General features: G+C 70.5%; 18 protein-coding genes and 1 pseudogene. 10 read left to right on the top strand and 9 right to left on the bottom strand.

Translation table 11 applies throughout. The features are described 5' to 3' along the window. The first annotated feature begins 44 nt into the window (after positions 1-44). Positions 45-782 (top strand): M50 family metallopeptidase, encoded by a 738-nt coding sequence (locus tag ACGFIO_RS03055; RefSeq protein WP_392821260.1) that lies wholly within the window; start codon positions 45-47, stop codon positions 780-782. Here the strand turns inward: ACGFIO_RS03055 and ACGFIO_RS03050 are convergent. After that, the gene (locus tag ACGFIO_RS03050; RefSeq protein ID WP_392821257.1) at positions 768-1055 is read right to left on the bottom strand and encodes a hypothetical protein; all 288 of its coding nucleotides are present in this window, start codon (positions 1053-1055) and stop codon (positions 768-770) included. The two genes, ACGFIO_RS03055 and ACGFIO_RS03050, sit on opposite strands and share 15 nt — an antisense overlap. A gap of 52 nt (positions 1056-1107) precedes the next feature. After that, positions 1108-2697, bottom strand: coding sequence for an acyl-CoA carboxylase subunit beta (locus ACGFIO_RS03045; RefSeq protein ID WP_392821254.1), 1590 nt, complete (start codon positions 2695-2697; stop codon positions 1108-1110). Positions 2698-2775: 78 nt separating this feature from the next. On the opposite strand from ACGFIO_RS03045, the gene ACGFIO_RS03040 reads away from it, so the two are divergent. From ACGFIO_RS03040 to ACGFIO_RS03025, 4 genes are all read left to right on the top strand, one after another. Beyond that, positions 2776-4065: a hypothetical protein gene (locus ACGFIO_RS03040; protein WP_392821253.1), complete on the top strand. Its 1290-nt coding sequence runs from the start codon at positions 2776-2778 to the stop codon at positions 4063-4065. A gap of 241 nt (positions 4066-4306) precedes the next feature. Further along, positions 4307-4465, top strand: coding sequence for a hypothetical protein (locus tag ACGFIO_RS03035; protein ID WP_392821250.1), 159 nt, complete (start codon positions 4307-4309; stop codon positions 4463-4465). 51 nt (positions 4466-4516) lie between these two features. After that, complete coding sequence (locus tag ACGFIO_RS03030; RefSeq protein ID WP_392821247.1) at positions 4517-5341, top strand: biotin--[acetyl-CoA-carboxylase] ligase; 825 nt, start codon at positions 4517-4519, stop codon at positions 5339-5341. A gap of 4 nt (positions 5342-5345) precedes the next feature. After that, a complete protein-coding gene (locus ACGFIO_RS03025) occupies positions 5346-5951 on the top strand; it encodes a PH domain-containing protein (protein ID WP_392821245.1) in 606 nt (201 codons plus the stop codon). Here ACGFIO_RS03025 and ACGFIO_RS03020 read toward each other — a convergent pair. From ACGFIO_RS03020 to ACGFIO_RS03010, 3 genes are read right to left on the bottom strand one after another with little or no spacing between them, the layout of a single operon-like run. Beyond that, positions 5875-6441 (bottom strand): GtrA family protein, encoded by a 567-nt coding sequence (locus ACGFIO_RS03020; protein ID WP_392821242.1) that lies wholly within the window; start codon positions 6439-6441, stop codon positions 5875-5877. The genes ACGFIO_RS03025 and ACGFIO_RS03020 overlap by 77 nt on opposite strands. Positions 6442-6478: 37 nt before the next feature. Next, positions 6479-7012, bottom strand: coding sequence for a GtrA family protein (locus tag ACGFIO_RS03015; protein WP_392821241.1), 534 nt, complete (start codon positions 7010-7012; stop codon positions 6479-6481). 25 nt (positions 7013-7037) lie between these two features. Continuing rightward, entirely contained in the window at positions 7038-7799 is a 762-nt protein-coding gene (locus tag ACGFIO_RS03010; RefSeq protein ID WP_392821238.1) for a sigma-70 family RNA polymerase sigma factor, read from the bottom strand. Between the two features lie 279 nt (positions 7800-8078). Here ACGFIO_RS03010 and ACGFIO_RS03005 point away from each other — a divergent pair, with 279 nt between their 5' ends. Further along, positions 8079-9875, top strand: a complete 1797-nt coding sequence (locus ACGFIO_RS03005; protein WP_392821237.1) for a phosphoenolpyruvate carboxykinase (GTP) — start codon at positions 8079-8081, stop codon at positions 9873-9875. Positions 9876-9985: 110 nt separating this feature from the next. Then, positions 9986-10801 carry a hypothetical protein gene (locus ACGFIO_RS03000; RefSeq protein ID WP_392821235.1) on the top strand — a complete coding sequence of 272 codons (816 nt, stop codon included), beginning with the start codon at positions 9986-9988 and terminating at the stop codon, positions 10799-10801. Between the two features lie 100 nt (positions 10802-10901). Here ACGFIO_RS03000 and ACGFIO_RS02995 read toward each other — a convergent pair. Beyond that, a pseudogene (locus ACGFIO_RS02995) lies at positions 10902-11024 on the bottom strand (methyl-accepting chemotaxis protein); the annotation flags it as partial. Between ACGFIO_RS02995 and ACGFIO_RS02990 the strand changes: the two are divergent. Together ACGFIO_RS02990 and ACGFIO_RS02985 are read left to right on the top strand one after the other, a co-directional pair. Continuing rightward, on the top strand, positions 10996-12243 hold the full coding sequence (locus tag ACGFIO_RS02990) for an NAD(P)/FAD-dependent oxidoreductase (RefSeq protein ID WP_392821232.1): 1248 nt from the start codon (positions 10996-10998) through the stop codon (positions 12241-12243). The pseudogene ACGFIO_RS02995 and the gene ACGFIO_RS02990 overlap by 29 nt on opposite strands. A 32-nt stretch (positions 12244-12275) precedes the next feature. Beyond that, the gene (locus tag ACGFIO_RS02985; protein WP_392821231.1) at positions 12276-13046 is read left to right on the top strand and encodes an isoprenyl transferase; all 771 of its coding nucleotides are present in this window, start codon (positions 12276-12278) and stop codon (positions 13044-13046) included. 239 nt (positions 13047-13285) lie between these two features. Here ACGFIO_RS02985 and ACGFIO_RS02980 read toward each other — a convergent pair whose 3' ends face one another. Both ACGFIO_RS02980 and ACGFIO_RS02975 read right to left on the bottom strand, forming a co-directional pair. Beyond that, complete coding sequence (locus ACGFIO_RS02980; RefSeq protein WP_392821229.1) at positions 13286-13756, bottom strand: DUF1772 domain-containing protein; 471 nt, start codon at positions 13754-13756, stop codon at positions 13286-13288. Continuing rightward, entirely contained in the window at positions 13753-14181 is a 429-nt protein-coding gene (locus tag ACGFIO_RS02975) for an ester cyclase (RefSeq protein WP_392821227.1), read from the bottom strand. Before ACGFIO_RS02975 ends, ACGFIO_RS02980 begins: the two co-directional genes overlap by 4 nt. 107 nt (positions 14182-14288) lie before the next feature. Between ACGFIO_RS02975 and ACGFIO_RS02970 the strand changes: the two genes are divergently transcribed. Next, the gene (locus ACGFIO_RS02970; RefSeq protein ID WP_392821224.1) at positions 14289-14864 is read left to right on the top strand and encodes a TetR/AcrR family transcriptional regulator; all 576 of its coding nucleotides are present in this window, start codon (positions 14289-14291) and stop codon (positions 14862-14864) included. An 18-nt stretch (positions 14865-14882) separates the two neighbouring features. On the opposite strand, the gene otsB is transcribed toward ACGFIO_RS02970, so the two are convergent. Continuing rightward, entirely contained in the window at positions 14883-15689 is an 807-nt protein-coding gene (gene otsB / locus ACGFIO_RS02965; RefSeq protein WP_392821222.1) for a trehalose-phosphatase, read from the bottom strand. Positions 15690-15743 lie beyond the last annotated feature (54 nt).

The raw sequence follows: 15743 nt of genomic DNA, 5'->3' as shown, positions 1-15743 counted from the left end.
GCCGCTCGACCCTGTGAAGCGCAGATCGACTACGCTCCCGGGCTGTGTCGATCGACGGTGTGACGAGCATCTGGGATGAGCTGTTCAGCGCCCAGCCCGACCCGCCCGCCCTGCTGGCGCTGATTACGGCCCTGGTGGCGTTGGTCGCGGTGGCCGTACGCCCGGTGTGGCGGATCGCCCGCAACGCGGTGACCATCGCCCACGAGGGTGGCCACGCGCTCGCCGCCCTGCTCACCGGCCGCCGCCTGCGGGGGATTCGGCTCGAGTTCGACACCTCCGGTCTGACGTTGTCGGCGGGGCGCCCGACCGGCCCGGGCATGATCTTCACGCTGCTGGGCGGCTACATCGCGCCGTCGCTGGTCGGGCTGGCCGGTGCCTGGATTCTCGGCGGGAACCGGATCACGCTGCTGCTCTGGCTGGCGATCGTGCTGCTGCTGCTCATGCTGATCAACATCCGGAACCTGTTCGGAGTGATCTCGCTGCTGGTCACCGGCGCGATCGTCTTCGCCGTGTCGTGGTATGCGTCGCCGGAGGTGCAGGCCGCGTTCGCCTACACGGGAGTGTGGTTCCTGCTGATCGGGGGCGTGCGTCCGGTCGGCGAGCTGCAGAAGCTGCGGCGCCGGGGGCGGATGCCCGAGTCCGACGCCGATCAGTTGGCGCATCTCACGCGCGTACCCGCGGTCATGTGGGTGGGATTTTTCTATCTGGTGACGATCGCGGTGCTGGTGGTCGGCGCGTTCATGCTGGCGGGGCAGTGGCTGCCGGAACTATCGGCGAGCTGACGGCGACGACGAAGGCGACGGAGTCGCTGGGGCGGCCGGTGCGTCGCGGGCGCTCCAGGTGACGAGCACGAAGAGGATCGCGGCCACTGCCAGGCCCCATTTGATCAGCCGGCCGAGGTTGCCCCAGTAGAGGGCGCGAGCCTTCGGGACGCTACCCTTCGCTCCCTTGAGGACGACACGGGATGCGCGGAAGCCGTTCCACACGTAGCCGAGTCCGAACACCGCGATGCCGACCAGGATGGCCGTGAGCAGGGACATCGAGCTCAATGACATGCGTACGAGGGTGCTCGCGTCCTAACGCATTGTCACTAGCCCGAATGGTCGGTCACAGTGGGATGTTTCCATGTTTCTTCGGCGGGAGGGTCTCGCGCTTCGTACGGAGTACTCGCAACGCGCGGGTGACCTGTTCCCGGGTGCGGGACGGCGCGATGACCGCGTCCACATAGCCGCGTTCGGCCGCGACGTAGGGGTTGGCCAGCGTGTCCTCGTACTCCCGGATGAGCTCGGCGCGCCTCTCTTCGGACGAGATCTCGCCCCGGTAGAGGATGTTCACCGCCCCCTGCGCTCCCATCACGGCGATCTGGGCGGTCGGCCAGGCGAAGTTGAAGTCGGCGCCGAGGTGCTTGGAGCCCATCACGTCGTACGCGCCGCCGTACGCCTTCCGGGTGATGACGGTGACCTTGGGGACTGTGGCCTCGGCGTACGCGTAGATCAGCTTGGCTCCGCGCCGGATGATGCCGTCCCACTCCTGGCCGGTGCCGGGCAGGAAGCCGGGCACGTCCACGAAGGTCAGCACGGGCAGGTTGAAGGCGTCGCAGGTGCGCACGAACCGGGCCGCCTTCTCCGACGCCGCGATGTCGAGCGTGCCGGCCAGGTTCATCGGCTGGTTGGCGACGACGCCGACCGGCCGCCCCTCGACCCGCCCGAAGCCGACCACGATGTTCTGCGCGTACAGCGGCTGCACCTCGAGGAAGTCCTCGACCACGGTCTCGACGACGGTCTTGATGTCGTAGGGCTGGTTGGCCGAGTCGGGGATCAGGGTGTCAAGAGCAAGATCGGCTTCGGTCGGGTCGAGGTCCGAGGGCAGGTCGAAGGTGGTGGGGTCGTCCAGGTTGTTGCTGGGGAGGTACGAGAGGAGCGCGCGAACGTAGTCGATGGCGTCCTCTTCGTCCGACGCCAGGTAGTGCGCGTTCCCGCTGCGGGTGTTGTGGGTACGCCCGCCGCCCAGCTCCTCCATGCCGACGTCCTCGCCGGTGACCGTGCGGATCACGTCGGGCCCGGTGATGAACATGTGCGACGTCTGGTCGACCATGACGGTGAAGTCGGTGATGGCCGGTGAGTAGACGGCGCCGCCGGCACAGGGGCCCATGATCAGCGAGATCTGGGGGATCACACCACTGGCGCGTACGTTGCGGAAGAAGATGTCGGCGTAGAGCCCGAGCGCGACCACCCCCTCTTGGATGCGCGCGCCGCCGGAGTCGTTGATCCCGATGATCGGGCAGCCGATCTTCATGGCCAGGTCGAGCACCTTGACGATCTTTTCGCCGAAGACCTCGCCGAGCGAGCCGCCGAAGACCGTGAAGTCCTGGGAGAACACGCAGACCTGGCGGCCGTCGACGGTGCCGTGGCCGGTGACCACACCGTCGCCGTACGGGCGGTTCTGCTCCAGCCCGAAGTTGGTCGACCGGTGCCGGGCGAGTTCGTCGAGTTCCACGAAGGAACCCGGGTCGAGCAGCAGTTCGATGCGTTCGCGGGCGGTCTTCTTGCCGCGGGCGTGCTGTTTCTCGACCGCGCGTTCGGAACCAGCGTGTGCCGCCTCCTCGATGCGCCGGTCGAGGTCGGCGAGCTTGCCGGCCGTGGTGTGCACGTCGATCTGCTGCTCGCCCGGGGTGGGCGCATCCTGCTGGAGTGTCACCCGGCGATCGTATCCATGTCCGTCCGGCCCGGTACCCCGTAGCGTTTCGTACCGAATGCCCTATTCGTTACTCCTGCCGTGACGAACTGGATGACCGCGGCCGGCCTCGCCCTGATCGCCGGGGGAGTCGCCACCCTGATCGGATTCCGGCACGTCCTGCTCGGCCGGGTCGAGCCGGCCCCGCGCGGCGAACGACGACGTGGCGGCTCGCCGGTTACCGTGCGCTCGCAGATCCGGGCCCGCCGCCGGCGCCAGGCGCTGGCCGCCCTGCCCGCGGCGCCCACCCGAGCGGCCATCGAGGCACCACCCGCGGCCGCCCTGCCCCCGACTCCGGCCAACCAACCGTCGGCACCGGTCTCTACCCCGCCGGACCAGCCTTCGTTCCGGGCCGGCGACTCGAAGCGCGTCGCTGACCTGCCCTCCTTTTGGGGTGACGAGCCCAAGCACGCGGCCGTACTCCCTTCGTTCCCCGCGGATGAGCCCAAGCACGCGGCCGATGCCCCGGTGACGCGTTCGGGGAAGGCCGGGCGGCGCGCGTCGCGGGCACGAACGTTCACTTCCCGGGCCAAGGACCTCGACGGGCCGACCCAGTCGGTCAAGACCCGGTTCGCCCCGCGCGGCATCGTCGACGAGCCGACCAGCGCCGTCGCCGCCGTCCCGCCCACACCACCGGACCGCAAGCGCCCGGCCCGCGAGGGCGACCGGATCGAAGGATGGGTCCGCCCCGAGTACGAGGACGAGGAGCCCGCAGCCGGCGACTATTGGATGCCGGTGCCCGAACAGTCGTACGGCTGGCCCACGCCGCTGCAGCGCCTGCCGGAGGCCCCGCCGTACCCGTCATCGCGCTTCGACCCGATCGGCGAGCCCGAGCCCACCGGCCCGCTCCGCTTCGGCCCGCCCGCGGAAGAGACCCGCCCGACTTTCGACGCATCCCGCCTCGGTTCCGACGCGGTCCGCCCGGGTTCCGATGTGTCTCGTACGAGCTCCGACGTGTCCCGGTCCAGCCTGCATGGGGTCCGCCCGGGCCCGCTGGGCGAGAACCCACCCAACGTCGAGTCGGAAACCGCCGCCGAGCCGGAGCCCAGCCCGGAGTCTTCGGCTGAGACGCGGACGGACTCCCGGCCCGAACCCACCGGTGTCGCGCCCCCGTGGCCACCCGCGCAGCCCAGCGGCCGGGTCGAACTGCCCCCCACCTGGTCGGCTCGCAACGTCCAACAGCGCCCGGTCCGCGGGTCGGCCGAGCCGGCCGGCGCCGAGCCGGAGAACCCGCCGCGCCCCCGGCCTCGCCCCCGGCCCCGCCCCTCGACCGGCGCCCAACCGGAACGCAGCACCGTCTACCGCAGCCGGCACGCCGCCGACCCCAGCTGAGCCCCCCGCCCCACCGCCCTTTGCTCTGAGCACAAATATGCATCGTTCACAGACCGGCGGTATCCAAGTGATGCGTCTTTGTGCTCAGAGCAAAGGCGCGGCTCCGAGGTAGGCCAGGGCGGTGTCCGCTGCCCTGCGTCCCGCTGTTCAGACGACGCCCCACGGCAGGGGTCCGTAACGCGATCGGGTACAGCCGCCGCCGGCAGCGACCCATTGCCGCAATGCACTGCACTGTTCGCGGGTGCGGGTGCGGGTGCGGGTGCGGGTGCGGGTGCGGGTCCGGGTCCGGGTCCGGGCCTGGGTCTGGGTACGGGCCGGGTGCGGCGGTGGCTGGGCGGGTTCGGGCGCGGCGGTGGCTGGGCGGGTGCGGGTGCGGGTGCGACGGTGGTTGGGGCGATGACGGCTGGGGCGGTAGCTGGGGGCGGGCACGGGACGGGGCTAGCCTGGACGGATGGGCTCGCCGTACGGAGATCTGGAGCGTCCGCCGCTCAGTCGTCGCAGTCTTGAGCGTGCTCTGCTCGTACCCGGCGGCTTGTGGCGACGTCTCGACATCCGGGCCGAAACCGGCTCGACCAACGCCGACGTGACCGAGGCCGCCCGCTCGGGCGAGCCCGAGGGCCTCATCGTCGTGGCCGAGCAGCAGATCGCGGGCCGTGGCCGCCGCGATCGCACCTGGACCTCGCCGCCGCGCGCGGGCCTGACGCTGAGCGTGCTGCTGCGTCCGGCCGAGGTGCCCAGCCGGCAGTGGGGCTGGCTGCCGCTGCTGGCCGGGGTCGCGCTGCGCGAGGCGGTGCACCGGATCACCGAGCTCGACGCCGCCCTGAAATGGCCCAATGACCTGCTCGTACACGACGCGAAGTGCGCCGGCATCCTGGCCGAGGTGGTCGAGGACGGGGTCGTGGTCGGCATCGGGCTCAACGTGACCACCCGGGTGGACGAGTTGCCCGTGGTCACCGGGCTGCCGGCCACCTCGCTGCAGATCGCCGGTGCGAAGAGCACCGACCGGGATCCACTGCTCAAGGCGTTGCTGCGAAGCCTGGCTCAGTGGTATTCGGGCTGGCGGGAGGCCGGCGGCGACGCCGAGATGTGCGGGCTGCTGGGTGCGTACCGGCGAGGGTGTTCGACGATCGGGCGCGACGTCCGGGTGGAGCGGCCGGCCGGTGGGGACCTGGTCGGTGCCGCGGTCGACGTGGATGCCGACGGGCAGCTGGTGATCCGAACGGCTGACGGGCGGGACAACCGTGTCTCGGCCGGTGACGTGCGCCACGTACGCTGACCGCGTGCCCTTCCCCGACGACGTCCTGACCGAGGAGGAGGAGCTCGTCCTCCACCTCCACCCGCACGCCAAGGCGGCCGTGCGGCCGGTCCTCGCGCTGCTCTTCTCGCTGGCCGTGACCATCGTCGCCTGGGTGATGCTGCCGGACAACGACGGCGGCCTGATCGGGGTCTGCGTGGTCGCGGCGCTGGCGCTGTTCTTCGCGCTGACCCGGGGCGTGGCACCGCTGGTGGTCTGGCGGTGCACGCACTACGTCTTCACCGATCAGCGGGTGCTGACCCAGGAGGGCGTGCTGACCCGGATACGGCGGGACATCCCGCTGGGCCGGGTCAACGATCACACCGTGCGCCAGTCACTGTGGGACCGGATGTTCGGCTGCGGCACGGTGACCATCACCTCGATCGGCGACCAGCCGCTGGTGCTGCCGTCGGTGCCCCGGGCACAGGAGTTGCAGACCACGCTCTATCAGCTGGTCGAGGACGATCACCTGCGGGTCGACGACCAGGACGAGGAGGACGACGAGGAGGACGAGCTCAGTGCCGGCGGTCGGCCCGCTCCGACTCCTCCAGCACAGAAAGCTCGGCCTCGAAGGCAGGATCTCCGGCGCTGAGCTCGGCCAGCCCGGCCGCCACGTCCATCTCGGCCATCGCCGCCTCGTGCCCGTCCACCGGGGGCTTGAGGAAGACGAAGGTGCGGTACGCCCAGAAGCGGAACAGCGTGGCCACCCCGGCGGCGAACACCGTCACGCCCATGATCAGCCAGCGGTGGTCGCTCTCGCTGAGCCCGAAGCCATACTTGGCCACGGCCACCGACCCCGACTGGATCACCATGCCGACCAGGTTGAAGCCGAAGAACAGCGCGTACTCGCGACGCAGCGCCGTCTTGGTGTGGTGGCGGTAGGTCCAGTAACGGTTCGCGAAATATGCCAGCGTGGTGGTGACTACCGTCGCGATGACGGTGGCCTTGACGGCGCCGATCGGCATCGCGACGTACGTGATCGCGAAGTAGAGGGCGGCGTTGGCCGCGCCGATGACCCCGAAGGCCAAGGCCTCGGGAGCGATCCGGCGCAGTCGTTCCGTCAGCGTGCGGGCTGATGGCATTCGGCAACCTTACGGGGAAGGGGACGCGGAAGAGGGGTCACGGCCGGGTGACTGAAACCGAGGTCACAGGATCGGCGTGGTCGTCGTCATCGGCGGGAAAGACGAATCGGCGGTAGGACCAGAAACGGAACAGAGTGCCCAGGGCAGTGCCGATGAGCTGCCCGGAGATGTTGTCGGCGGCCTGGGTCCGCAGCACCGGCCAGACGTCGCCGAGCAGGTTGTGGCTGATCGTCAGGCAGGCGAGGCTGATGCCCAGCCCGACACCGTTGATCACGAAGAAGAGGGTGTATTGCCGGGCCATGTGCGTGTGCCGGCTGTGCCGCCAGGTCCAGAAGCGGTTGCCCAGGAACGCGACGGTGGTGGCGACGATCATCGAGATCGTCTTGGCGACGCGACTCTCTGTGCCCGTACTCAGCAGAACGTTGAAGATCGCGAGGTCGATCAGGAACGCGATCGCGCCCACGGTGCCGAACTTGCCCACCTCGCGGACCAGCGCGAGCAGGCGTCCGCGCAGCGTGCGGGGCTGCGGCGAGGTTGCGGACACGGATTCGAGACTACCGGCGGCCGTCATGCGCTGCCTTTTTCGTGAGCGACTCTTAACAGGTCGGTGCTGAATGGTGACGTTGCCTATACGTGGGGTAGCGGAGGGTGTCCACCTCTGTCAGTTCGGCGGCCTTCGATCGGCAGGACGCGCACCCGTTGAGGTGGGCCGCGACCCGCACCGCGTCCCGGGGCGAGAGGCGGCCGCGGACGTGCCCGCTGAGCCGCTCGCCGGCGAACCGGCACTGCGGATGATCCGCCACGGCGACGTGTTGTTGCAGGTAGAGGCTGCGTAGACCCTCGCGGGCGCGGTGCGCGAGGACGGCCACCGCGTTCGGGGTGAGGCCCAGCCGGGGCGCGATCTCGGCCGGCCCGGCCCCCTCGACCTCGGTCATCCACAGCACGTCCCGCCAGCGCGCGGGCAGTTGCCGGAAGGCCTGGGCGGCGTAGGTGCGCTCCAGGCGTTCCAGGGTCGGGTCGAGGAACGGTTCGCCGGCGTCGTACCGGCTGAGGTCGTCGGTGAACTCGAGGCGGCGGTCGCGGCGGGCGCGGTGGTAGCAGACGTGCCGCAGGGTGGTGGCCAGGTAGGCGCGGAACGCGGCCAGCGGGCCCCGGCCGGCGCGCAGGGTGGCGAACACCCGGGCGAAGGTCTCGGCGACCAGGTCGTCGGCCTCGGCCGGATCGCGGGCCAGGGAGTACGCGAGCTGCCGGGCCGCGGCACGGTGCCGTTCATAGAGCGTCCCGTACGCCGCGGTGTCTCCCTGCCGCACCGCGGTTAGTAAATCGGTGTCCGTGTCGTCCGTGCCCGCCATCGTCATTCCTGCCTCCTGAGCCGGGAGCGTGAGGAAAGCCCGATTAACGACCAGCTTATGACGTTAAGTCTGATTTGTGAAAGTAGCGTCGGCAGGGCGTGCTGCGCATAACTGCGCCAAGCGGTGAAGGATCGATCGTCATTGAGCAAAGCCGCCGTGGATTGTGCGGTTGTCCACAGGGTCAGCCGATGAACTGACGGTTAGGCTGACGTGACTCCACTGGATACCGGCCGCCCACACGGCCGGGTTCGCCATTGGTCAGAGCCGACCTTCAGGAGATCACCCATGCCGCATCAACGACTGTTGAACTGGATCGCCGAAGTAGCCGCCCTCACCACCCCCGACCGCGTGGTCTGGTGCGACGGCTCCGAGGCGGAATGGACCCGGATCACCGACGAACTGGTCGAGAGCGGCGCACTGGTGCGCCTCGACCCCGAGAAGCGTCCGCAGTCGTTCTGGGCGCGCACCGACCCCGGTGACGTCGCACGGGTCGAGGAACGCACCTTCATCTGCTCGGTCGACCAGGCCGACGCCGGGCCCACCAACAACTGGATGGCCCCGGCCGAGATGAAATCGACCATGACCGAGCTCTACGCCGGCTGCATGCGCGGCCGGACGATGTATGTCGTCCCGTTCTGCATGGGCCCACTCGACGCGCCCAACCCGATGTTCGGGGTCGAGCTGACCGACAGCCCATACGTCGTCGCCTCGATGAAGATCATGACCCGGATGGGCCGCGCGGTGCTCGAGGCGATGGGCGACGACGCGCCCTTCGTGCCGGCGCTGCACTCGGTCGGCGCGCCGCTGGCCGAGGGCGACGAGGACGTCCCGTGGCCGTGCAACGAGACCAAGTACATCTCGCACTTCCCCGAGACGCGGGAGATCTGGTCGTACGGCTCCGGCTACGGCGGCAACTCGCTGCTCGGCAAGAAGTGCTACGCGCTGCGGATCGCCAGCGTCGCCGCCCGGGACGAGGGCTGGCTGGCCGAGCACATGCTGATCATGAAGCTGACCTCGCCCGAGGGGCGGGTCCGGTACATCGCCGGTGCGTTTCCCTCGGCCTGCGGCAAGACCAACCTGGCCATGCTCGAACCGACGCTGCCCGGGTGGAAGGTGGAGACCGTCGGCGACGACATCGCCTGGATGCGGTTCGGCTCCGACGGCCGGCTGTGGGCCACCAACCCGGAGTACGGCCTGTTCGGCGTCGCCCCGGGTACGGATTTCCACACCAACCCGAACGCGATGCGGACGCTCGCCCGGGGCCACTCGGTGTTCACCAACGTCGCCCTGACCGACGACGGCGACGTCTGGTGGGAGGGCATGGGCGAGCCGCCGGCCCACCTGACCGACTGGCGCGGCCAAGACTGGACGCCCGCCTCGGACACCCCGTCCAGCCACCCGAACAGCCGGTTCTGCACGCCGATCGAGCAGTGCCCGATCCTGGCCCCGGAATACGACGACCCGCGCGGCGTGCCCATCGACGCGATCCTCTTCGGTGGCCGCCGGCGCACCACGATCCCGCTGGTCACCGAGGCCCGCGACTGGACCCACGGCGTCTACCTGGGCGCGACGCTGTCGTCGGAGACCACGGCCGCCGCGGTCGGACGGACCGGGGTGGTACGCCGCGACCCGATGGCCATGCTTCCGTTCATCGGCTATCACGCCGGCGACTACTTCCAGCACTGGCTGGACATGGCCAAGGGCGCGTCCGGTGACGAGGCCAAGCTGCCCAAGGTGTTCTACGTGAACTGGTTCCGCCGGGGCGACGACGGCCGCTTCCTGTGGCCCGGGTTCGGGGAGAACGCGCGCGTGCTGAAATGGGTCTGCGAGCGGCTCGACGGTGGCGGCGAGGCGGTGGAGACGCCGGTCGGTCACGTGCCCGCGCCCGGCGCGCTCGACCTGACCGGCCTCGACATCCCGCCGGCGGATGTCGCGGCGGCGCTGGCCGTGGACCGGGCCGAGTGGGAGGCCGAGCTGCCGCAGATCACCGAGTGGTTCGAGCGCTTCGGCGACAAGCTGCCGACGGTCCTGTGGTCCGAGCTGGACGCGCTCCGGGCCCGCCTGACATCAGCGAAAGCCTGAGCGGGGGTCCGTGCGCGGCGGGTCCGTGCGCGGCGGGGCCGTGCGCTCGTGCGGAGGGTGAGGGGCGTTCGGTTCGGGTAAGAAGCGTTCTCGATGGGAGCGCTGAGGGCATGACGGTCGAGAGCGGTGTGCGCCCGGTCGCGGTCCGGGCGCTGACCTGGTTGCTGGTGGCGACGGCGGCGGCCACGGTGGTGGTCGAGCTGCTCAACTTCTGGTACGCCCCGGAGCCCGGCCTCGGGCTCTGGGTGCGGACCGGGTGGGCGCTGATGCGTACCCTCGCGTGGTTGATCCTGCTGAACCAGGTCCGCAAGGGCCGCACCGGTGCCAGGCCGTTCGGGCTGATCCTGGCGGTCACGACGATCTTCGCGGTGGGCCGGCTGATCGTGCCGCCGACCGGCCGTCCCGCGCTGCCCGGTGTGGTCGGGTTCGGCGTGCTGGTGGTGTTGTGCGTGAGCGTGGTGGCGCTGCTGTACAAGCATCCGGCGATCGATCAGCACCTGACCCGGCCGGCGAAGCGGCTCACCTTCGGGCCGGACGGGCTGTCCTGGCAGGAGGGCGCGCCCCGGCGGGTGGTCAGCGGCTGGCTGATGACGGCTCGGGTGGCCGCCTTCACCTACAGCCCGCTGATGCTGGTGCCGTGCCTGATCTCGGTGGGGGAGCTCGGCGACAAGCCCGAATATCTGCTGGCCGTGATCTTCTGGTTCGTGGCCGGCTTCGGGGTCAGTTACGTCGTGCTGCTCAACACGTTCTTCCTGTTGCGGGGCAAGCGGTTGGCCAAGGTGGTCCTCGGCTGGGCCGGCGTCGGCGTGCTGCTGATCGACCTGCCGCTGTGCTACCTGCTGCTGGGCACCGACGGCCTGATCCGGGACGGCGCGCCCCTGGTCGTGGCGGTCGCCCTGGCGTCGTACGCGCTGGTCAAAGGCTGACAGTGGTAGCCCCGGGCGGTGTCCGGGCCTACCACTGGAACTAGACGCGGAACGTGCCGACCAGCTTCTGCAGCTCGTTGGACATGCGCGCCAACTCCTCGGCGGCACCCTTACCCGCGTCACCGGCCCGAGCCGCCTCGATCGTCGCATTCAACGCCAGCAGGTTGGTCGGTTCGGCGATCGACGTGATCAGTTTGATCACGTTGCCGATCTCGGCCGAGGCAAGGAACGGCGGGTACGTGGCCGTATGTGAAGGATCCGCGGGGTATGACGGGCGAATGGATGTCGACGTGGTGGTCGTGGGCGCCGGGCCGGCCGGCGCCACCGCGGCCATCGCCGCCCGGCGGGGCGGTGCGCGCGTGCTGCTGCTCGACAAGGCCGCCTTCCCGCGGGACAAGCCGTGCGGGGACGGCATCGCGGCCGAGGCGCTGGACGTGCTGGCCGGGCTGGGCGTGACCGGGGTGACCGACGGCTACCCGCCGGTGGAGCGGCTGCGGCTGGTCGGGCCGGGCGGCGGGGCGGTGGCCCGTCCGCTGCCCCGACCGGCGCACACCGTGCCGCGCCGGGTCTTCGACGACCGGCTGGTCCGCGCGGCCCAGGATGCCGGCGTCGAGTTTTGCCGCCACACCGTGCGCGAGTTGCGCCAAGAGCCCGGCCGGACCCCGGCGGGGCAGGCGGACGGGAGCTCGGCGGGCGAGGCCGGCGGGAACGCGGGCGGCCGGGTGGTGATCGACGGGCGGTTCGGGGCGGGCGTGTTGATCGGGGCGGACGGTGCCGGGTCGGTGGTCCGGCGGCTGTGCGGGCACCGGCCCAACCCGCCCGGCCACGTGGCGATCGCCATCCGCGGGTACGCCCCGGCGGCCAGCCCCGAGCAGGTCATTGTGACGACCGAGGCGCGCTGGCCGGCGTACGCGTGGTCGTTCCCGATCGGCGACGGCACCGCCAACGTCGGGTACGGCGAGGTCCTGCGCGGGGCGGCGCTCAGCCGCGCCTACCTCCTGGAACGCCTGGACCACCTGCTGACCGGAACCCGGCCGCACAGCCTGCGCGCCCACCACCTGCCGCTGTCGACCCACCGGCCGCCGCCGGCCACTGGCCGGGTGCTGCTGGCCGGCGACGCCCTCTCGTTGATCAACCCGCTGACCGGCGAGGGCATCTTCTACGCCGTGCTGTCGGGGGCGTTGGCCGGCGCGGCCGCGTTGACCGCCGACCCGGCCGCCGCCTACCTCAGCTCGTTGCGTACGCGCCTCGGACGTCACCTGCGTCACTCGCGTGCTGCGACTTTTCTCACCCGGCGGCCGTCGGCGGTCGACGCGGCGGTGCGTGCCGCCGCCCGGGATCAGCGGGTCTTCGACCGGATGACCGCTCTGGGGCTCGCTGACGGAATGTTCGACTTTCGCACGATCGGCCGGATCGGCCGGGAACTGCACCGCCGCACTTGAGCGCTGGCGGGAGATGGCTAGGCTTTGGGGCGATGAATCTGCGGTCCCTCATTTATTCGTTTTATGAGCGGCGGCTCGCCCGGAAACTGGCCGGCAAGCCGGTGCCGCAGCATGTCGGCGTCATGTGCGACGGCAACCGCCGCTGGGCGCGCGAGATGGGCTTCGTCGACCCCAACGACGGCCACCGGGTCGGCGCCACCCGGGTGAAAGAGCTGCTGGCCTGGTGCGACCAGGCCGACATCAAGCACGTCACGCTCTATCTTCTGGCCACCGACAACCTGCAGCGGCCGGCGGCCGAGCTCGACCCGCTGCTGACCATCATCGAGGACCTCGCCACCGAGCTGGCCGAGGAGGGCAACCCGTGGCGGTTGCGGATGGTCGGCGCGCTCGACGTGCTGCCCGCCTCCACGGCTACGGCGATGAAGGCGGCCCAGGAAAAGACTCGGAGCCGCACCGGTGGCGTCGAGGTGAACATGGCGGTCGGCTACGGTGGCCGGCGCGAGATCGCCGACGCCGTGCGGTCGCTGCTGCACGAGCAGGCGGCGGCCGGCCGGACCATCGAGGAGATGGCCGAGATCCTCGACGTCGAGCACATCGCCGAGCACCTCTACACCCGCGGGCAGCCCGACCCCGACCTGGTCATCCGGACCAGCGGCGAGCAGCGGTTGTCCGGCTTCCTGCTCTGGCAGTCGGCGCACTCGGAGTTCTACTTCCACGACGCCAACTGGCCGGACTTCCGCCGCATCGACTTCCTGCGGGCGCTGCGGTCGTACGGCAGCCGCCAGCGCCGATACGGCGCCTGACACTCGTTCCGGGCATCTCGGCCGCGGTCAGTAGCCAACCGTGAAGCGCGTGCGGTGGTGGGCCGGCTTCTCGATCTCGTCGACGATGGCGATCCCGAAATCCGCCCCACCGATCGCCGAGTTTCCCATGGCGTCGGTGACCGGGACGTCGTCGCCGGTCCGATAGGTGCCGGTGCGCTCCCCCGGCGCGTGAGCGCCGAAGGTCAGGGGCGGGCTGACGTAGAACCAGTCGGCGTCGGTCAGCTGATGAGGCTGACCCCGAGCGCGAGGATGGCCAGGCCCTGCAGGACGGCGCGGGGGACGATGACGCGGTCCCAGTCCTGTTGCCAGGCGCGGACGTCGGCGGGGGTCTCGTGGGCGTTGGCGGCCGCGGTGAGCCTGCGGTTGATAGGTGCGCTGATCCGCAGGTAGAGCAGCACCCAGATGACGAGCAGCAGGAAGGCGGCGGCCGCGGTCAGCGCTCCGGCGGTGCGGCCGGCCACCGCGGCGGTGACGGCCGCGGCGCCGGCGGCGATGACGCCGAGGATTCCGGGGACCGGCATCCGGCGGTCGGCGACGCCGTGCAGGTTGCCCATGACGGTGGTCAGGGTGGCGTCGTCGACCCGTGCGAGCGCGGATCGCTGGACCAGGGCGCAGAAGGCGTCGGTGCCGTAGACGATCCCGGTGCTGACGATGGCCAGCAGCGCGGCGAGCTGCGAGAGCAGCGTCATGCTCCGGCCTCGGCTCCGCCGAGCGGCGGCAGGGCGCCGACCTGCTGGAACATCTGCATGAGGTTCAGCTCGTCCCAGTGCTCGACGAACTTGCCGTCCGCGACGCGCCAGATGTCGATGCTGCGCATCTCGACGGCCGCGCCGCTGGCGGGGATGCCCAGCAGGTCGCCGGTGTGGGTGCCCCGGTAGGTGAAGCGGCCCACGACGCGGTCACCGGAGACGATCAGATCCTCCATGGTGACCCGCACGTCGGGCAGGCCGGTGAAGAACGCGGCCCAGAACTGGCGGTTGGCCTCGGGCCCGTCGGCGACGAAGTCGTTGTGGTTGATGTAGTCCGCGGCGATGAACTGGTCGACCAGGTCGGGGTTGTGGGTGTTGGTCATCTCGACGAAGAGGTCGGCGAGCCGGCGTTCCGGTGTGGTCATGACTGCCTCCGTGCGTTGGTTAGCGTTGCTAGCAACACCGAAGCTAATCCCTGGGGCCACTCGCGTCAATAGCGTTGCTAGGAAAGTTAGCGGTGCTACAGTCGGGTATGGCTATCGAAGACCGGAGGCGACGCGAGCGCATGGCCCGGCGCCGGCTCATCACGGCGACAGCGCGCACCCTGGCCGAGACCGAGGGCTGGGAGGCGGTCACCTCGCGCCGGTTGTCCACCGAGATCGAGTACAGCCAGCCGGTGCTGTACCAGCACTTCGGATCGATGGAGGACATCGTCGAGGCCGTCGCGCTGGAGGGATTCGCGGAACTGGCCGAGACGCTTCGCGCGGCCCGGCTCGACGGCACCGGCCCCGGCGACGAGCTCAGCCGGGTCGCCGACGCCTACTACGGCTTCGCCGCGAGGAGCCCGGCGCTCTTCGACGCGATGTTCACCCGGTTCAGCCGGCTCGACTTCAACGCCGAGGGCACCCCCGCGCCGCTGGCCGGGTCGTTCGGTGAGCTGCGCGAGGCCGTCGCCACCGTCGTCGGGCCGCGCGATGTCGTCACGCTCACCGAGGTCGTCTGGGCGGCGCTGCACGGGCTGGTCGTGCTCAGCCGGGACGGCAGGTTGCGCCCGGAGCGGGCCGCCGGCCGCCTGGAACTGCTGGTGGCGCAGGTCCGCGGCGGCTGACCAGCCCGTTCTGGTCGTCTAGAAGTTGCTCAGCCCGGCCCGCAGGAATTCCGCCACCGCGGCCGGTGACTCCAGGGTCAGGTCGGCCGCGCTGGACACCTCGGCCCCGGTCTCCGGGTTGGCCACGGCCACACACATGCCGAAGAAGCCGGGATCGACCGCCTCACGGGCCCGCAGCGCGTCGAACGCCTTGATGTCGCTCATGTCGTCGCCGAAATACCACGCGCAGCCGGACGTCTTGACGCCCTCGCTGATCACCATGCCCTTGTCCTGGTCGACCGGCGGTTTCAGCTCGGACACCATGCGCCCGCCCTGAATCCGCAGGCCCAGCGACTCGGCCTGCTCGTGCGCCCAGCGCTCGACCGCGTCGGACAGCTGCGGCGCCGTGCGGTAGTGCAGGGCGACCGAGAGCCGCTTGTATTCCACCAGGATCTGCGGCGGCAGCTCGGTGCGGGCTCGCTCGGCCAGATCGGACATGGCCGGCACCCACGGCAGGGCGGCCGGCTCGGTGACCACCTCGCCCTCGTGCCACACCTCGAGGCCGTAGAGCCCGTAGAGGTCGACCCGGCCCAGCCGCTCGAAGCGGGACCGCAGGAAGCTCACCGGGCGGGCGGACACGATCGCCACCCGGGCGACGGCACCGGCCAGCCCGTCGAGCACCTCCAGCACGTCGGGTAGCGGCTGGGAGGCGTCGGGGTCGTCGGTGACGGGGGAGAGGACACCGTCGAAGTCGAAGAAGAAGGTGGAGTCCTTGGCGCGTTCGGCGGTGAACTGCCACGCATCGGAGAGGGTCGGTGGATGAGAGGGGCGTGCGGTCTCTGCCACGAGCCTGAGAATACCCGTACAGCCGGGTGGTTCATGCACGTGAAGTCCTGATCT

The organism is Actinoplanes sp. NPDC049265, from assembly GCF_043197135.1.
Lineage (GTDB): Bacteria > Actinomycetota > Actinomycetes > Mycobacteriales > Micromonosporaceae > Actinoplanes.
The sequence above is the reverse complement of the archived record's forward strand: the minus strand, read 5'-3'. Positions and strand labels throughout refer to the sequence as shown.

Excerpts from the sequence above, each read along its gene's own strand:
- ACGFIO_RS03015 (WP_392821241.1), bottom strand. The coding sequence starts at position 7,012 with ATGACGGCCGCCGGTAGTCTCGAATCCGTGTCCGCAACCTCGCCGCAG.
- ACGFIO_RS03030 (WP_392821247.1), top strand. The coding sequence starts at position 4,517 with ATGGGCTCGCCGTACGGAGATCTGGAGCGTCCGCCGCTCAGTCGTCGC.
- ACGFIO_RS03050 (WP_392821257.1), bottom strand. The coding sequence starts at position 1,055 with ATGTCATTGAGCTCGATGTCCCTGCTCACGGCCATCCTGGTCGGCATC.
- ACGFIO_RS02975 (WP_392821227.1), bottom strand. The coding sequence starts at position 14,181 with ATGACCACACCGGAACGCCGGCTCGCCGACCTCTTCGTCGAGATGACC.
- ACGFIO_RS03005 (WP_392821237.1), top strand. The coding sequence starts at position 8,079 with ATGCCGCATCAACGACTGTTGAACTGGATCGCCGAAGTAGCCGCCCTC.
- ACGFIO_RS03010 (WP_392821238.1), bottom strand. The coding sequence starts at position 7,799 with ATGACGATGGCGGGCACGGACGACACGGACACCGATTTACTAACCGCG.
- ACGFIO_RS02970 (WP_392821224.1), top strand. The coding sequence starts at position 14,289 with ATGGCTATCGAAGACCGGAGGCGACGCGAGCGCATGGCCCGGCGCCGG.
- ACGFIO_RS03020 (WP_392821242.1), bottom strand. The coding sequence starts at position 6,441 with ATGCCATCAGCCCGCACGCTGACGGAACGACTGCGCCGGATCGCTCCC.
- ACGFIO_RS03000 (WP_392821235.1), top strand. The coding sequence starts at position 9,986 with ATGACGGTCGAGAGCGGTGTGCGCCCGGTCGCGGTCCGGGCGCTGACC.
- ACGFIO_RS02980 (WP_392821229.1), bottom strand. The coding sequence starts at position 13,756 with ATGACGCTGCTCTCGCAGCTCGCCGCGCTGCTGGCCATCGTCAGCACC.
- ACGFIO_RS02985 (WP_392821231.1), top strand. The coding sequence starts at position 12,276 with ATGAATCTGCGGTCCCTCATTTATTCGTTTTATGAGCGGCGGCTCGCC.